Source organism: Pectobacterium carotovorum (assembly GCF_900129615.1).
Lineage (GTDB): Bacteria > Pseudomonadota > Gammaproteobacteria > Enterobacterales > Enterobacteriaceae > Pectobacterium > Pectobacterium carotovorum.
On the sequence record NZ_FQWI01000003.1, the window covers coordinates 211,592 to 227,090 of the forward strand.

14 protein-coding genes are annotated in these 15,499 nt (G+C 51.2%); 8 read left to right on the forward strand and 6 right to left on the reverse strand.

What is annotated here, in order from left to right:
• Window positions 1-29 precede the first annotated feature (29 nt).
• Together ppnN and queF are read right to left on the reverse strand one after the other, a co-directional pair.
• Window positions 30-1,394 carry a nucleotide 5'-monophosphate nucleosidase PpnN gene (gene ppnN, locus BUB06_RS08065; protein WP_010296364.1) on the reverse strand — a complete coding sequence of 455 codons (1,365 nt, stop codon included), beginning with the start codon at window positions 1,392-1,394 and terminating at the stop codon, window positions 30-32.
• A 317-nt stretch (window positions 1,395-1,711) separates the two neighbouring features.
• A complete protein-coding gene (gene queF / locus BUB06_RS08070; RefSeq protein WP_039472258.1) occupies window positions 1,712-2,560 on the reverse strand; it encodes an NADPH-dependent 7-cyano-7-deazaguanine reductase QueF in 849 nt (282 codons plus the stop codon).
• A gap of 70 nt (window positions 2,561-2,630) precedes the next feature.
• On the opposite strand from queF, the gene syd reads away from it, so the two are divergent.
• The 6 genes from syd to BUB06_RS08100 all read left to right on the forward strand — a co-directional run bounded on the left by syd (window position 2,631) and on the right by BUB06_RS08100 (window position 8,234).
• The gene (gene syd, locus BUB06_RS08075; RefSeq protein ID WP_039472260.1) at window positions 2,631-3,179 is read left to right on the forward strand and encodes a SecY-interacting protein; all 549 of its coding nucleotides are present in this window, start codon (window positions 2,631-2,633) and stop codon (window positions 3,177-3,179) included.
• A 922-nt stretch (window positions 3,180-4,101) separates the two neighbouring features.
• The gene (locus BUB06_RS08080) at window positions 4,102-5,778 is read left to right on the forward strand and encodes an amidohydrolase (RefSeq protein WP_039472262.1); all 1,677 of its coding nucleotides are present in this window, start codon (window positions 4,102-4,104) and stop codon (window positions 5,776-5,778) included.
• 263 nt (window positions 5,779-6,041) lie between these two features.
• Entirely contained in the window at window positions 6,042-6,488 is a 447-nt protein-coding gene (locus BUB06_RS08085) for a MarR family transcriptional regulator (protein WP_039472266.1), read from the forward strand.
• Window positions 6,489-6,579: 91 nt separating this feature from the next.
• Complete coding sequence (locus tag BUB06_RS08090; RefSeq protein ID WP_010296384.1) at window positions 6,580-6,930, forward strand: YqcC family protein; 351 nt, start codon at window positions 6,580-6,582, stop codon at window positions 6,928-6,930.
• The gene (gene truC, locus BUB06_RS08095) at window positions 6,923-7,711 is read left to right on the forward strand and encodes a tRNA pseudouridine(65) synthase TruC (protein WP_039472268.1); all 789 of its coding nucleotides are present in this window, start codon (window positions 6,923-6,925) and stop codon (window positions 7,709-7,711) included. The genes BUB06_RS08090 and truC overlap by 8 nt, the downstream gene beginning before the upstream one ends.
• 67 nt (window positions 7,712-7,778) lie before the next feature.
• Complete coding sequence (locus BUB06_RS08100; RefSeq protein WP_039472270.1) at window positions 7,779-8,234, forward strand: flavodoxin; 456 nt, start codon at window positions 7,779-7,781, stop codon at window positions 8,232-8,234.
• A gap of 73 nt (window positions 8,235-8,307) precedes the next feature.
• Here the strand turns inward: BUB06_RS08100 and BUB06_RS08105 are convergent, their stop codons facing one another.
• The 4 genes from BUB06_RS08105 to map all read right to left on the reverse strand — a co-directional run bounded on the left by BUB06_RS08105 (window position 8,308) and on the right by map (window position 13,331).
• Window positions 8,308-8,697 carry a DUF3461 family protein gene (locus BUB06_RS08105; RefSeq protein ID WP_010296391.1) on the reverse strand — a complete coding sequence of 130 codons (390 nt, stop codon included), beginning with the start codon at window positions 8,695-8,697 and terminating at the stop codon, window positions 8,308-8,310.
• A gap of 155 nt (window positions 8,698-8,852) precedes the next feature.
• Window positions 8,853-9,680: a 2,3,4,5-tetrahydropyridine-2,6-dicarboxylate N-succinyltransferase gene (gene dapD, locus BUB06_RS08110; RefSeq protein ID WP_039472272.1), complete on the reverse strand. Its 828-nt coding sequence runs from the start codon at window positions 9,678-9,680 to the stop codon at window positions 8,853-8,855.
• A gap of 28 nt (window positions 9,681-9,708) precedes the next feature.
• On the reverse strand, window positions 9,709-12,423 hold the full coding sequence (gene glnD / locus BUB06_RS08115; RefSeq protein ID WP_039472623.1) for a bifunctional uridylyltransferase/uridylyl-removing protein GlnD: 2,715 nt from the start codon (window positions 12,421-12,423) through the stop codon (window positions 9,709-9,711).
• A 113-nt stretch (window positions 12,424-12,536) separates the two neighbouring features.
• A complete protein-coding gene (gene map, locus BUB06_RS08120) occupies window positions 12,537-13,331 on the reverse strand; it encodes a type I methionyl aminopeptidase (RefSeq protein ID WP_014914446.1) in 795 nt (264 codons plus the stop codon).
• A 344-nt stretch (window positions 13,332-13,675) separates the two neighbouring features.
• Between map and rpsB the strand changes: the two genes are divergently transcribed.
• Both rpsB and tsf read left to right on the forward strand, forming a co-directional pair.
• Entirely contained in the window at window positions 13,676-14,401 is a 726-nt protein-coding gene (gene rpsB / locus BUB06_RS08125; protein ID WP_010284816.1) for a 30S ribosomal protein S2, read from the forward strand.
• A 134-nt stretch (window positions 14,402-14,535) separates the two neighbouring features.
• Window positions 14,536-15,387, forward strand: a complete 852-nt coding sequence (gene tsf / locus BUB06_RS08130; RefSeq protein ID WP_010296401.1) for a translation elongation factor Ts — start codon at window positions 14,536-14,538, stop codon at window positions 15,385-15,387.
• The last annotated feature ends 112 nt before the right edge of the window (window positions 15,388-15,499 follow it).

Here is a 15,499-nt window from a genome sequence, read left to right on the forward strand (position 1 = left end):
CCACATAGGTATGACCGAGCGCTGAACCGTTAGGCGCAGATTTCGTAGCAGGGAATATAGGCGCTGCCGGGCAGCTTCATGCGCTGCTGTGCGACAAAACCTTGCAGCAGCGTATCCATGCTTTTCATCATCTGCGGGTCGCCGTGAATTTTGTACGGTCCACGTTGCTCAATTGCTTGAATGCCGACTTCCTTCACATTACCAGCCACAATGCCGGAGAACGCCCGGCGCAGCGCGGCAGCCAGCTCTTCAGCCGGCTGATTCGGATGCAGGTTGAGGTCAGCCATATTTTCATGTGTCGGCTCAAAGGGCAGTTGCAGGTCGGGTGCGATGCGCAGTGACCAGTTAAAGCTGTAAGCATCGCCCGTGTGGCGGCGGCTTTCTTTCACCTGTGGCATCGCTTTCTTCATCTGACGGGCGACTTCTGCGGCGTCATTAATGATGATCGAGTAGTAACGGCGCGCCTGACGGCCCAGCGTGCTAACAATGAATTCGTCCAGCACGCGGAAATAGTCTGCGCTTTCTTCCGGCCCGGTCAGGATAATCGGCAGCACCTGCTCGCTATTCTCCGGGTTCATCATAATGCCCAGCAGATAGAGGAACTCTTCTGCCGTTCCGACTCCGCCGGGGAAAATGATGATGCCGTGTCCGATACGGACAAAGGCTTCCAGACGCTTTTCGATATCCGGCATGATAATCAGTTCATTGACCAGCGGATTAGGCGGCTCGGCGGCAATGATGGACGGTTCGGTCATGCCGATGAAGCGTCCTTCTTTATAGCGCTGCTGCGCGTGACCGACGGCGGCACCTTTCATTGGCGCTTCCATCGCGCCTGGACCGCAGCCCGTGCAGATATTCAGTTCACGCAGGCCGAGCTGGCTGCCCACCTTGCGAGCATACTGGTATTCGATTTCATTAATCGAGTGGCCGCCCCAGCAGACCACCATATTCGGCTCTTCCCCGACGTGGAGCGCTCTGGCATTACGCAGGATAGAGAACACCAAATTGGTGATATGGGCGGAATTTTCCAGATTCAGGTTCTGATAGCGACCTGCACTGGCGATTTGGCCGTTGACGAAAAGAATGTCGCGCAATACGGCGAACAGATTAGCCTGCAAGGCGCGAATGATGTTGCCGTCAACGAAGGCGTCTTCCGGCGGGTTCACCAATTCCAGTTTGACGCCACGCTCGCGGCGCAGCACGTTGATATCAAAATCTTCATAACGAGACAGCAGCTCTTTGCTGTTATCTGTCTGGCTACCGGAATTCAGTACGGCGAGGGAACAGTTGCGAAACAAACGGTAGAGATCGCTGCTGGCTGTGCTTTTCAGCATGTCCACTTCCAACTGCGATAACAAATCCATCGATCCCAATGGGCTGATATGTGTAATCAATTTTGCTCCTTGAAACGCAATATAATTCGCGATGCCATGCTGGCTGCCGAGAGCACGTTCCGTTGTTACACGCTCGACGTTCAGCAGCACGGCACGAATGTCATTCATTTAAGACACCACGCGGAACGCGCATGCGTTAAATACCGCGAGCCTAAATGAAACCTACTTGAGCACCGTTCAGACGTTATGGATCTTTTGTTGTCTGGCACACCACCTTAACGCGCTGCCATCATTTTTTCCAATGTTGGCGGCAGTCTGCTGCCTAACTTGCGTGACGCTACGCATATACCCGTGCAAGCCTGCGACTCATCGGCCAGTTACTGGCGCGGCAGGCGTCCATTTGGCGCGTTAAACGCGGTGTTACTGCGCCACGGATTGATGTCCAGCCCGCCGCGTCGGGTATAGCGGGCATACACGCTGAGCTTTTCCGGCTGGTAGTAGCGCATGATGTCGTTAAAAATTCGTTCCACACACTGTTCGTGAAATTCGTTATGATGACGAAACGAGACAATGTAGCGCAGCAGCGCTTCACGGTTGATGCGCTTGCCGCGGTAGTGAATCTGTACCGAGCCCCAGTCGGGCTGATGGGTGATCAAACAGTTGGATTTCAGCAGGTGGCTGACCAGCGTTTCTTCAACGATTGGCGCGTCCTGTTCGTTGGTCGCCAGATAGTCGGCGCTGAAGTCGTAGCTGTCGATCTGAATGTCCTGATCGTCGATGCACTCGCCTGTGAATCCTGCTATCGGTTGGCCTTCAAGCTCGCTGAGTTTGAAAAGCGTGATGCTGACATCTCCCTGTGCGCAATGCGCCAGATCCTTGGCTAACGTTGCGCGTACGCTTTCCCAACTGTCGAATGCCGTCTGATTAAAGCTGTTCAGATACAGCTTAAAACTTTTTGATTCAATCAGATTCAGGCTTTCCGCATTGAGATGCATTTCACCCACGGCCACTTGAGGCACGCCGCGATTGTTCAGCCAGGAAAGCTCATAGAGCGTCCAGATATCCGCGCCATGAAACGGCAGGCTGTCAGGGTAAATGCCGAGTGGATCGCGGTTCAGGCTACGTGGCACGGGTTGCAGAAGTGCGGCATCATAGCGGTCATGATAGGGAGTGGTTTTGCCCAGTGTCAGCCCGCTCAGGGCCTGATGCTTGTCATAGACGGACATGCTGTTACCTTGATGTGATAAGCGTGATGGCGAATAGTGTAACCTGACTAAAAGAGTGATGAGAAAAATTATGGAACATGAGGTTGTTTCAGCACTGGCGGCGTTTACCCAGCGCTATGTTGCCTGTTGGCAGCAGGAAAAGGGGCATTTGCCTGCCAGTGAAGCACTTTACGGCATACCTTCCCCGTGTATTGTCGAAAATCATGACGATACGGTTCACTGGTTGCCACAGCCTTTTGTTCCTTCAGCCGCATTGGATGGTGTGGAACGTGCGCTGGAAATCAGCCTGCATCCTGATATTCATGCTTTTTACACCGCTCAGTATGCCGGGGATATGGCGGCGCAGTTTGATTCGCTATCGTGCCAGCTGTTGCAGGTATGGAGCGAAGAGGATTTCACCCGGATGCAGGAGAATCTGATTGGCCATTTATTAACGCAGAAGCGCCTTAAACTCACGCCGACGCTGTTTTTAGCAACGACTGATTCAGAGCTGACCATGGTGTCGCTGTGTAATATTTCCGGGGAAATCATCCTGGAAGAATTCGGCACGAAAAAGCGTCAGACCTTAGCGCCAACGCTGGCGGTGTTTCTTTCTGGCCTTAATCCATTAGCGGTCTAATGGTTAATCGAATTTCACTTTCGGCTTTGTGAGAGATCTCTTACATTCTCTGTAAGAAATGTCTTATCTTTAATGTTGAAAATATGTTTCATTTTAATTTTTTCATTATTAATTAGTTAATTATAATAAAAATCCGCAGTGTCACTTAAAGGGTGTTGAGAAACACTGTCAATTACCTCTTGCTGAAAGCTGACAATTAATACATCTTATTACTTAAGTTAGTAACCGGTTACAGTGTGTGTAATCGTTACTATGGGTAACAAAATAACGTTACTGCGCTCGGGTTGTTTTCAGGAAGAAACATTGTTTCAGGAAGAGGCATTGTTTTAGGAAGAAACGCTGTTTTAAGGATAAACACTGTTTTAGGAAGAAACAGTCGTTTCAGGAAGAAGCGTTGTTTTCAGGAAGAAGAACAGTTTTCAGGAAGAAGAACAGTTTTCAGGAAGAAACATGATTTCAGGATGAAATCAGGGACACCTCCAGGAAGGAGACCGAGAGCCGATTAGGAATATCGGTGGGGCAGGAGCCTAAAGGGATTGAATCACGGAAGATACAGGATGGAAACGTCAGGAAGAAAGTGGGACGCCAGCAAGGATTGTGGGTTAGGACGACCAAAAAGGAAAAGTTTTCACGGATGAGCAGGGATGCAAATGTGTAGCGGGATAGCTATAAAACGAACCGGGGGTACTGAGCAATCAGTACCCCCAATTTTTTGCCTGTATTATTTTTTCCTGTATTACAAGCGCCTTTCCCCCGAACGCGGGGATGTAGCGCCAGCCAAGCAGAAATGCGCAAAACGCGATACCTAAGTCATCGCTGAATATTGACGTTAAGTCAGCGTTTAGAATTTGCAGTTAGTCTGAAAATTTACTAAATTTATTTTAGTAAATTATCGGACTATTTAGCAAAGGAAAACACAGTGATGAAATTCAATGTAAAAATGCTGTCAGTCACACTTGGCCTGTTTACCAGCCACGCTTTCGCACACACCGTCTATGAAAATGCACGGATTTATACCGTTAACGATCGGCAGCCAACGGCGTCCGTTCTGGTGGTAGAACAGGGCAAAATTGTCTACGTCGGTGGGAATGATGGTGCAAAGCCATTTAAAGCTACGGCTACCGAGTTGGTTGATTTAGAAGGAAAAACTGTACTGCCTGGTTTTATTGAAAGTCACGCTCATCCCGCAACGGTAGCTGTGATGGAAGCGGGTGATTTTGTGTATGTTGACGGCGCAGCAACCCTGCCGCAGATTCTTAGTCAATTAAAAGCGTATTTAGCCGCACACCCGAAAGCTAACTATTTGTTAGCGCAGGGATTTAATGTTGCTTCGCTGGGCTTGCCGCAAGGGGCGTTGCCAACTGCCGCCGATTTAGACATAGTGTCTGAGAGCGTTCCGATCGTGGTCTATGACAGCGGTATGCACGCGGGATGGGCGAATAGTGCAGCGTTGAACGTCGCCCGCGTCGATGCGAACACGCCCGATCCTATTCCAGGGAAGCATTATTTTGAGCGCGATAACAAAGGCAACCCAACCGGTTTCATGCATGAAAGTGCGATGCACAATGTTGTCGATGCACAGCAATTTAACGCAGTCGAGAACGTTGCCGAGAAACTCCAACCGATTTTAAAGACCTACCACTCGCTGGGTTTTACGGCGATTACCGACGTTGGCGATACGTTTAGCACGACAGTGGCTGCCATTGCCCGCTTAAACGAGCAGGGGAAGTTGAAGGTCTATTATCAGCGCGGTTATTTTTATGATGCGGCCAAATCGACTGAACAAAATATTGCCAGCCTTAAAGCCCTACGTGAAAAATATCATCAGGGTAATTTGTCGATGAATCTGTATAAATTATTTATGGATGGCACGATTGAAATGGATTCAGGGGCGATGTACCAGCCTTATCCCAACGGCAACGTCGTCGAGCCATTTTTAAGCCAGCAACAGATTAACGACAATGTCGCTGCGGCGTTGAAAGCGGGCTTCTCTGTGCATGTACACGCGATAGGCGATAAAGCGCAGCAGTCAATTTTAGATGCTTTTGCGGCTAACAAAAAAATTAACCCGCAGTTGGCCCGCGTGATTGCCCACAATCAGGTGTTTGAGCCGCAGGGCGTGCAGAAGTTTGCCGCCATGAAGGACAATTTATTCCTGCAAACGACGCCAAACTGGGCAGTGATGTATGAAAAGGATGAAACCAAGACCAAAATTGGCCAAGACGCTTATCATCATCAATTTCTGCTCGGACAAGCCGCGCGAGAGGGCGTAGCGGTAACCTTCGGTTCTGACTATCCTGCGAATACCTTTGATGCGGTGAACCCGTTCAGCCAAATGTATCACGCCATCAAACGCGGCCAGCCTAATGCCGGCTATCTCCCCCCAACTGAGGCGGCAATGATGTTCAGTCAAAGCTTGCAGGCTTACACGATTAATGGCGCGAAGCAGCTTGGTATTAGCGATATAACAGGCAGCCTTGAGAAAGGGAAAAACGCCGACTTTATTATCGTGGATACCGATATTGGCAGCGTGGGGCTGGAAAAACTGAAAGATACCAAGGTGTTGGCAACCTATTTCAAAGGGGAAAAAGTGTACTAACGTACATCGTACCCAATATCGTTCGGCTGCACGGAAAGGTTGCAACCGAATGACTTCCCTGGAAGCTGGCAAGCGTCAGCGACTGGGGAAGTGGCAATGCTGAGTCGAGCTGCTGCCGTTCCCACTAGCGCAAAGCCTATGGATGGGCCGGGTAATCCTATCAATGCCTCTGTCACCCGAAATGTATTGGGTAGATAATGCCGTGATTGGATTTTATGACCCTGGCGATTTTGAGCGATTAGCCCATTTGTAGGATATTTCATATGCATCGATTAGATGAGTTAGGCAGACAACTCAATCACCTTGATAACTTGTTTCAGCAGTGGATGAAGAAGTTAGGCTTTAATCAAAACGCCTTTGCGGTTCTGCACTCTTTGGCGGTATCCCCAGACGGAAAATGCACGCAAAAATATATTTGTGAGCGATGGAGCCTGCCTAAACAAACCGTGTTTAGCATCTGCAAGTTATTCAAAGAACAAGGGCTGATTGATATCACCGAAAGCGAACATGACAAGCGGGAAAAGATCCTGACGCTGACTGATCTGGGGAAAAAGCGCACTCAACCGATTTTGACGCAATCGAAGATATTAAGTGAACGCGCTTTCGGAGCGCTGGGTCAGGAACGAACGCAGCAACTTTTCTCTAATTTAGATGGATTTTGCTCGCTGTTTGAGCAAGAGATGGAGAATGTGCCTGGGGTGAGTGAGTAGCCGAGTTGTCTTTTCACTGGCGATTGGGTCAGGCTGATATCAGTGCTATGCTTTGCCGCCATTACTGTTGGCGTCAAGGGCGAGAAACCGCATGAGCAGAGAGAACCAGGTTCGTCAGTCATTATTCGATATTGAGCGTGCATTGAGGGAAAGCCCTTTCTGGCAGGTTGTCCCGCCGGAAGAGGAGGCGTTTAACAGCACTGAGCCTTTCAGCCTCGATACCATGAAACCCGAAGAGTGGTTGCAGTGGGTCTTTTTGCCACGTATGCATGCCTTATTGGACAGCGAGCTGGCGCTGCCCGCGGAGCTGGTTTTACTGCCTTATTTTGAAGAAGCGCTGGAAGGGTCGCCAGAAGAGACCGCGGCGGTTTTATTGCGTATCAAGCAGCTCGATGAGCTATTCACCCCCGATGTACAGGATGGCGCAGTGCACGATGCTTGAGATTATTTATCAGGATGAGCATCTGGTTGCCGTCAATAAACCCAGCGGCTGGTTAGTCCATCGTAGCTGGCTGGATCGCAAAGAAAAAGTCGTGGTGATGCAGACCGTGCGCGATCAGATCGGCCAGCACGTGTATACCGTTCATCGCCTCGACAGGCCGACATCCGGCGTGTTGCTGCTAGCGCTGTCCAGCGAGGTGGCGCGTGCGTTATCCCAGCAGTTTGAATCGCACCAAATGCAGAAAACGTATCATGCCGTTGTACGAGGCTATGTGCTGGATGATGGCGTGATCGACTATGCGCTCACCGAAGAGCTGGATAAGATCGCCGACAAGTTCACCAATCCTGATAAGGCGCCGCAGCCTGCTGTCACGCATTACCGTTCTTTGGCGCAGGTCGAGATGCCGGTCGCTATCGGCCGTTACCCCACAGCACGCTACAGTCTGATGGAGCTGAAGCCACAGACCGGGCGCAAGCACCAACTCCGCCGCCATATGTCACATATCCACCATCCCATCATCGGCGATACCGCGCATGGCGACCTGCGACACAATCGCGGCATGGAATCGCACTTCTCCTGCGGCAGGCTCATGCTGCATGCCAGCGAGTTGCAGCTGAATCATCCGGTGAGCGGGCAGCCATTGACGTTGCAGGCGCGTTGGGATGCGCCATGGCAGGGCGTGATGACACAGTTTGGCTGGAAGGGGATTCTCCCTGAGTTTGAAGGGGTTGAGTTTCCTGCCGACTCAGGTCAGGATAGCGAGCATTTCGTCGAGCAGTAATCTCTGTCTTATTACTGCCGTATTACTTTTATATCAAACATATCGAATTAAAAAGGGAGTCAGAAGCATGGCGCAGATTGGTATTTTTGTTGGTACAGTCTACGGGAATGCATTGCTGGTGGCCGAAGAAGCCGAAAATATCCTCAAGGATCGTGGCCATGAGGTTAAGGTCTTTGAAGACGCGACGCTGGAATCCTGGCTGGACTACCGCGAGCATACGGTTTTAGTTGTCACGTCGACGACGGGACAAGGCCAGTTGCCTGATTCTATTGTTCCGCTTTACGCTGCACTGCGTGAAAAAGGCGGTTACCAGCCCGCGCTGCGCTATGGCGTGATTGCGTTGGGTGACAGCAGTTACCCGAACTTCTGCGCGGGCGGTCATCTGTTTGATGCGTTATTGCAAGAAATCGGTGCTAAGCGTCTGGGTGATGTTTTGGACGTTGATGCCGTCGAGCATCCAGAGCCAGAAGTGATTTCATGCCCGTGGGTTGAAGCATGGGCTGATTTGGTTGATGCGCAGTAATGCCGTGCTGAAATGACAAACGGGAGCCTGTCGTGCTCCCGTTTTCGTTTGCGGCCTGTTGAGATAATCGCGCTTAGCGATTCTTGGTCAGCTTCTCTAAATCCGCTTCGATTTCGGTAATTTTGTTGGAAACCACGCTTTCCAGATGACGCAGATCGTCAAGGATTTTGCGTTTCAGATCGACTTCAACCTGTTCCTGCTGACAGATCTTGTCTAATTCATCAATCACATAGCGCAGATTTGGGCTGATCTCGTTGATCTCTTTGTAGCCCTGTCCTGAGTTGTCTGCCACGACGGTTTTGCGCTGGCGCGGATATTTGAACTTCACGCTTTTAGCGAAAAACTCGCCCTTATCTTTACGGAAGTAGATCTTCAGGATGTCGTTGTTCGCTTCCTGACGCAGGCTATAGCGATCGATATCATCGGGATTGGTAATGCCCAGGCTTTTTAGATTGTCATACATAGCGTCACCTTCTCGGTTTTTAGATAGTCCTGATTATCATGCCAGCGAGAACCTACGCTGTTTATACCCGCCATACCGAAGTATTTAGGGAACATATAAATAACTTATCGTTCGAGCATAAAAAAACGGCGGGTGATTAACCCGCCGTTTCTAGTTTAGTCGATGGAGCGTAATAACTCATTGATTCCCACTTTCGCGCGGGTTTTCGCATCCACTTTCTTCACAATGATCGCGCAGTACAGGCTGTGGCTGCCATCTTTGGACGGCAGGTTGCCGGAAACCACAACGGAGCCCGCTGGGACGCGGCCATAGTGAATTTCACCGGTTTCACGATCGTAAATACGGGTGCTTTGGCTGATGAACACGCCCATGGAGATGACGGAACCTTCCTCAACGACAACGCCTTCCACGACTTCAGAACGTGCACCGATGAAGCAGTTATCTTCGATGATGGTTGGGTTAGCCTGTAACGGCTCCAGAACACCACCGATGCCGACGCCGCCGGACAGGTGAACGTTTTTACCGATCTGAGCACAAGAACCTACGGTTACCCACGTATCGACCATGGTGCCTTCATCGACGTAAGCACCGATGTTGACGTAAGACGGCATCAGCACGGTGTTACGTGCGATATAGGCACCGCGACGCACGCTGGCCGGCGGTGCAACGCGTACGCCTTCACGCTGGAAACGCGCTTCATCATAGTCAGCGAATTTCATGGGTACTTTGTCGAAAAAGCGTGTTTCTCCGCCTTCGATAAGTTGGTTATCGTTAATACGGAAAGAGAGCAGCACGGCTTTCTTCAGCCACTGATGGGTAACCCATTGGCCGTCGATTTTCTCTGCAACGCGCAGGGCGCCGCTATCCAGCAGGTTGATAGCCTGAGTGACGGCTTCACGCGTGACGGTGTCTACGTTTGCCGGAGTGATTTCAGCGCGGCGCTCGAAAGCCGTCTCAATGATGTTCTGTAATTGTTGGTGCATCCTGATTTCTCTTTCCTGATTGTAAAAATTAACTCAATGGTACTTTATCGTTTGGGTTAAGGGCTTCTGTCAACCGTTCTTGCAATTTAAGGCGTAAATCCGGCTTTAATGCCCGTCTGTCGCTGTCGGCCAGAATGAAAAGATCCTCTACCCGCTCGCCGATCGTAGAAATGCGTGCGCCGTGCAGCGATAGGTTGAGATCGGCAAAAATTTCACCGATACGTGCCAACAGCCCCGGTTGGTCGAGTGCGCTGAGCTCCATGTAGCTGCGTCTGTCCGTGTGCGTCGGCAGGAAGTTGACTTCCGTTGGCACGCTGAAATGGCGTAGCTTGGGCGACGGTCGGCGCACGCGCGGGTGTTGATAGTGCCGATGTGTCAGCGCCTGTTCCAGCGCGTGGCGTATCATTTCATGCCGATCTTGCGCCAACGGGCTGCCGTCCGGTTCCAGCACGATGAACGTATCCATCGCCATGCCGTCGCGGCTGGTAAAAATCTGTGCATCGTGCACGCTGAGGTTGCGTCGATCTAACTCACCGGCAACCGCCGCGAAAAGATAAGGTCTGTCCGGGCTCCAGATAAAAATCTCTGTACCGCCACGGCTAGCTTGATGACTGATCAGCACCAGCGGTTTGTTGACGTCATGCTCCAGCAGATGACGTGCGTGCCAAGCAAGCTGGTTTGGCGAGTGGCGCAGGAAATAATCGGCTCGACAGCGGCTCCAGATGTGGTGCAGCGCTTCTTCGTCAATGTTGTCCATGCGCAGTAGCGCCAGCGCCTGCAACCGATGGTGGCGGACGCGTTCGCGTAAATCTGGGGTATTTTGCATGCCACGTCGCAGCTGCTTCTCGGTAGCGAAATAGAGCTCACGCAACAGGCTCTGTTTCCAACTGTTCCACAGCGTTTCATTGGTGGCACAGATATCCGCAACTGTCAGGCTGACCAGATAGCGCAGACGGGTTTCGCTCTGCACTTCTGTAGCAAATTGCTGAATGACGGTAGGATCCTGAATGTCGCGACGCTGTGCGGTGACAGACATCAGCAGGTGGCAGCGCACCAGCCAGGAAACCAACTGCGCTTCGCGCGAGTTCAGCCCGTGCAGCGCGGCAAACTCCAGCACATCCTGCGCGCCCAGCTCAGAGTGATCGCCCCCTCGGCCTTTCGCGATATCGTGGAACAACGCAGCTAGCAGTAACAATTCAGGCTGGGGCAGGCGAGGGTAGAGCTCTACGCACAGCGGATGCTGTGGTCGCGTATCCTCGTCGGCGAAGCTTTCCAGCTTGAGCAGAACGCGGATCGTGTGCTCATCCACCGTATAGGCGTGAAACAGATCGAACTGCATCTGACCGACGATATTTCCCCACAGCGGCATATACGCCCACAGCACGCTGTGGCGATGCATTGGCAGCAGCGCACGACTTACCGCATGCGGATGGCGCAGAATATTTATGAACAGCTGGCGCGCTTCTGGGATGGTACAAAGCGGGCTGGCGAGATGGCGACGAGCATGGCGCAACTGGCGCAACGTGGTGGAGTAAATGCCGCTGATATCGCGGTTGCGCACCATCAGGTAGAACATGCGCATGATGGCTTCCGGCTTTTTGATAAACAGGTTTTCATCGCGCAGATCTAGCAGATTGCCGCGTAGCTGAAACTCATCGTCAATCGGACGAGGCTTTTCACTCGCATCCAACGCCAGAATCGCTTCGTCAAAGAGCTGCAACAGCATCTGGTTCAACTCGCTGACGCGACGCGTCATACGGTAGAAATCCTTCATCATGCGCTCGACTGGCGTGTTGCCTTCGCCCTGATATTGCAGCAGCTGTGCGACGTTCAACTGCCTGTCGAACAGAAGTCGGTTGTCGTAACGTGGCAGGATCAGATGAAGTGCGAAGCGGATGCGCCACAAAAAGCTTTGGCATTCGTTCAGCTCTTTACGCTCCGCTTCGGTTAGAAAGCCGAAACCCACCATTTCGTTGAGCGAGGTCGCGCCGAAGTGGCGTCTCGCGACCCACAGCAGCGTGTGAATATCGCGTAGCCCGCCCGGGCTGCTCTTGATGTCGGGTTCCAGATTATAGCTGGTGCTGTGGTAGCGCTGATGGCGTTCCTGCTGTTCGGCGATTTTTGCTGGGAAAAATGCGGGGGACGGCCAAAATTCATCGCTGAATACATGTTTTTGCAGCGTAAGAAACAGGGCGACGTCGCCGCATATCATGCGGGATTCGATCAGGTTGGTGGCGACGGAAATATCTGCGCGTCCTTCCTGTAAGCACTCTTCCAGCGTTCTGACGCTATGGCCGACTTCCAGCTTCAAATCCCACAGTAGGGTGATGAATTGGCCGACGCGCTGGGAATGCTCTTCACTCAGCTCTGTCTGGCTTAATACCAGTACGTCGATATCGGAAAGCGGGTGTAGCTCACCGCGGCCATATCCGCCGACGGCGACCAGCGAAGTTTGAGCGATATTTTCAAAGCCGTAGAAATACCAGAGCCGCTGCAACAGGCGATCGATGAACAAGGTTCTGGCATCAATCAGCTTTTCTGCGCTGACGCCTGAACGGAATTCTGAACCGAGCCAAAGCTGAAACAGTTCCAACTGCTGTTTTAACGTCTGGCAGTTCAGCATGTCATCGGCGTAGGTCAGCGGTGATGCAGGCAACTGCGCGGGTGCAATAGGATCTATAGGGCTGTTTGGTGAGGCAGCGTCAGGTGGCGTACTGTCTGGCGAAAAGCGGTTATCTGTCATAGCGCAGCCCATAAAAAAACGCAGAGCGCGTTTTTCAACGTCGCTTGCGACGGCCCGTAGGGGGCGTGCTTTCTGCACGCCATAAAAAAAGCCGGCGTCTGCCGGCTTCGTGTTTACTGTTCATGCGTGATGATGTTGGGGATGGTGTCATCCTTTCGCAACGTCATTATTTCGCAGCCGTTATCGGTTACCACAATAGTATGCTCGTACTGTGCCGACAAGCTGCGATCTTTGGTTTTTACCGTCCAGCCGTCTTTCATCGTACGAATACGGTAATCACCAGCATTGAGCATAGGCTCGATCGTAAATGCCATTCCCGCCTGTAGCACCACGCCACCGTCGTCAGCATCGTAGTGCAGAACCTGTGGCTCTTCGTGGAAGCCCTTGCCGATGCCGTGACCACAATATTCACGCACCACGGAGAAGTTATTCCCTTCAGCAAACTGCTGGATCGCTTTGCCCAACGTACGCAGGCGAATGCCCGGCTTAACCATTTTCAGTGCCAGATAGAGGCTTTCCTGCGTGATGCGGCAGAGGCGCTCACCCAAAATGGTGGGTTTGCCGACGATAAACATTTTTGACGTATCGCCGTGGAAGTCGTCTTTGATCACGGTGACGTCGATGTTGACGATATCGCCGTCTTTCAAAATGCGTTCTTCGCTAGGAATGCCGTGGCACACCACTTCGTTGATGGAGATACAGACGGATTTCGGGAAGCCGTGGTAGCCCAGACAAGCAGAAATGGCCTGTTGCTTGTTGGTGATGTGATCGTGGCAGATTCTGTCTAATTCAGCAGTGCTCACGCCCGGTACCACGTGGGGTTCGATGATTTCCAGGACTTCGGCAGCCAGACGGCCAGCTACGCGCATTTTTTCGATGTCTTCAGGAGTTTTAATTGAAATTGCCATTGATGATTGTCCGCAGGTGCCTGTTAAGCACAAAAATTAAGAGCGATAACTAATAACTTATGTTACCAGCCATGCCGTTGGCTTGCCAAACTATCATTCTGATTTGTGGACGATTGAATAACAAATGTTGGTGTCGCTGGGGGATTTATGGTATAAAGCGCGCCGATGATCCGGCTGGATATCGGTTATACGGTATTCAACCACATCGACTAAACTCACTTTGTGTAAATAACACACACATGTCGGCACGTTCGCCGGGGTGCTCCTGAGGTGTTTCACCGGATGGGGTCGGCGCAATGGGACATGTGGAGGCATAACCCCATACTTAATTAATAGAGGTAATCATGGCAACTGTTTCCATGCGCGATATGCTCAAGGCTGGCGTACACTTTGGTCACCAGACCCGTTACTGGAACCCGAAAATGAAGCCATTCATCTTCGGTGCACGTAACAAAGTTCACATCATCAACCTTGAAAAAACTGTACCAATGTTCAACGACGCTCTGGCTGAGCTGAGCAAAATTGCTTCTCGCAAAGGCAAAATTCTGTTCGTTGGTACTAAGCGCGCAGCAAGCGAAGCGGTAAAAGATGCAGCCAACAACTGCGATCAGTTCTTCGTGAACCATCGTTGGTTGGGCGGTATGCTGACTAACTGGAAAACCGTTCGTCAGTCCATCAAACGTTTGAAAGATCTGGAAACCCAATCTCAAGACGGCACGTTCGACAAGCTGACCAAAAAAGAGGCGCTGATGCGCACTCGTGAACTGGACAAGCTGGAAAACAGCCTGGGCGGTATCAAAGATATGGGCGGTCTGCCAGACGCGCTGTTCGTTATCGACGCCGATCACGAGCACATCGCAATCAAAGAAGCTAACAACCTGGGTATTCCGGTATTCGCAGTGGTTGATACCAACTCCGATCCAGATGGCGTTGACTACATCATCCCTGGTAACGATGACGCAATCCGTGCAGTTAGCCTGTACCTGAGCGCTGTTGCTACTGCTGTCCGCGAAGGCCGTTCTCAAGATCTGGCTGTGCAGGCAGAAGAAGGCTTAGTAGAAGCTGAATAATAAGTCTGGCTCGTTGAGCCCTTATTAACCAGGTAGTACTAGTTTGGTTAGGGGCCTTTTTATGGCCCCTTTTTCACTTTTAAAGCTGTTTGGTCGTGACGACCAGGCAGAACAAATCTTCCGAGGATTTTAGAATGGCTGAAATTACCGCATCCCTGGTAAAAGAGCTGCGTGAGCGTACCGCTGCGGGCATGATGGAATGTAAGAAAGCGCTGGTTGAAGCTAACGGCGACATCGAGCTGGCAATCGAAAACATGCGTAAATCTGGCGCAATTAAAGCGGCGAAGAAAGCAGGTAACGTTGCTGCTGATGGCGTGATCAAAACTAAGATCGACGGTAACTACGCTGTGATCCTGGAAGTTAACTGCCAGACCGACTTCGTTGCTAAAGACGGTGGTTTCCAGGCATTTGCTGATAAAGTGCTGGACGCTGCGGTTGCAGGCAAAATCACTGACGTTGACGTGTTGAAAGCACAGTTCGAAGAAGAGCGTGTTGCACTGGTTGCGAAAATTGGTGAAAACATCAACATTCGTCGCGTTTCCGCTCTGGAAGGCGAAGTTCTGGGTAACTACCAACACGGTGCGCGCATCGGTGTTCTGGTTGCCGCTAAAGGCGCTGACGAAGAGCTGGTTAAACACCTGGCTATGCACGTTGCAGCAAGCAAACCAGAATTCGTTAAGCCAGAAGACGTGTCTGCTGAAGTGGTAGAGAAAGAGTACCAGGTTCAGTTAGAAATCGCGATGCAGTCTGGCAAGCCGAAAGAAATCGCAGAGAAAATGGTTGAAGGCCGTATGAAGAAATTCACCGGTGAAGTTTCTCTGACGGGTCAGCCTTTCGTTATGGATCCAGCCAAGTCTGTTGGTCAACTGCTGAAAGAGCACAACGCTGACGTGACTAACTTCATCCGTTTCGAAGTGGGTGAAGGTATTGAGAAAGTTGAGACTGACTTTGCTGCTGAAGTTGCAGCAATGAGTAAGCAGTCTTAATAGCAAAAAAAAGAGCCGCCAGTTGGCGGTTCCTTTTTATCCAGCCCAAAGAGTTTTAGTTCGCTGGGTTTCCTGCATTCAGATAGGAGCCGAGTGGAACAGTTTTGATTTT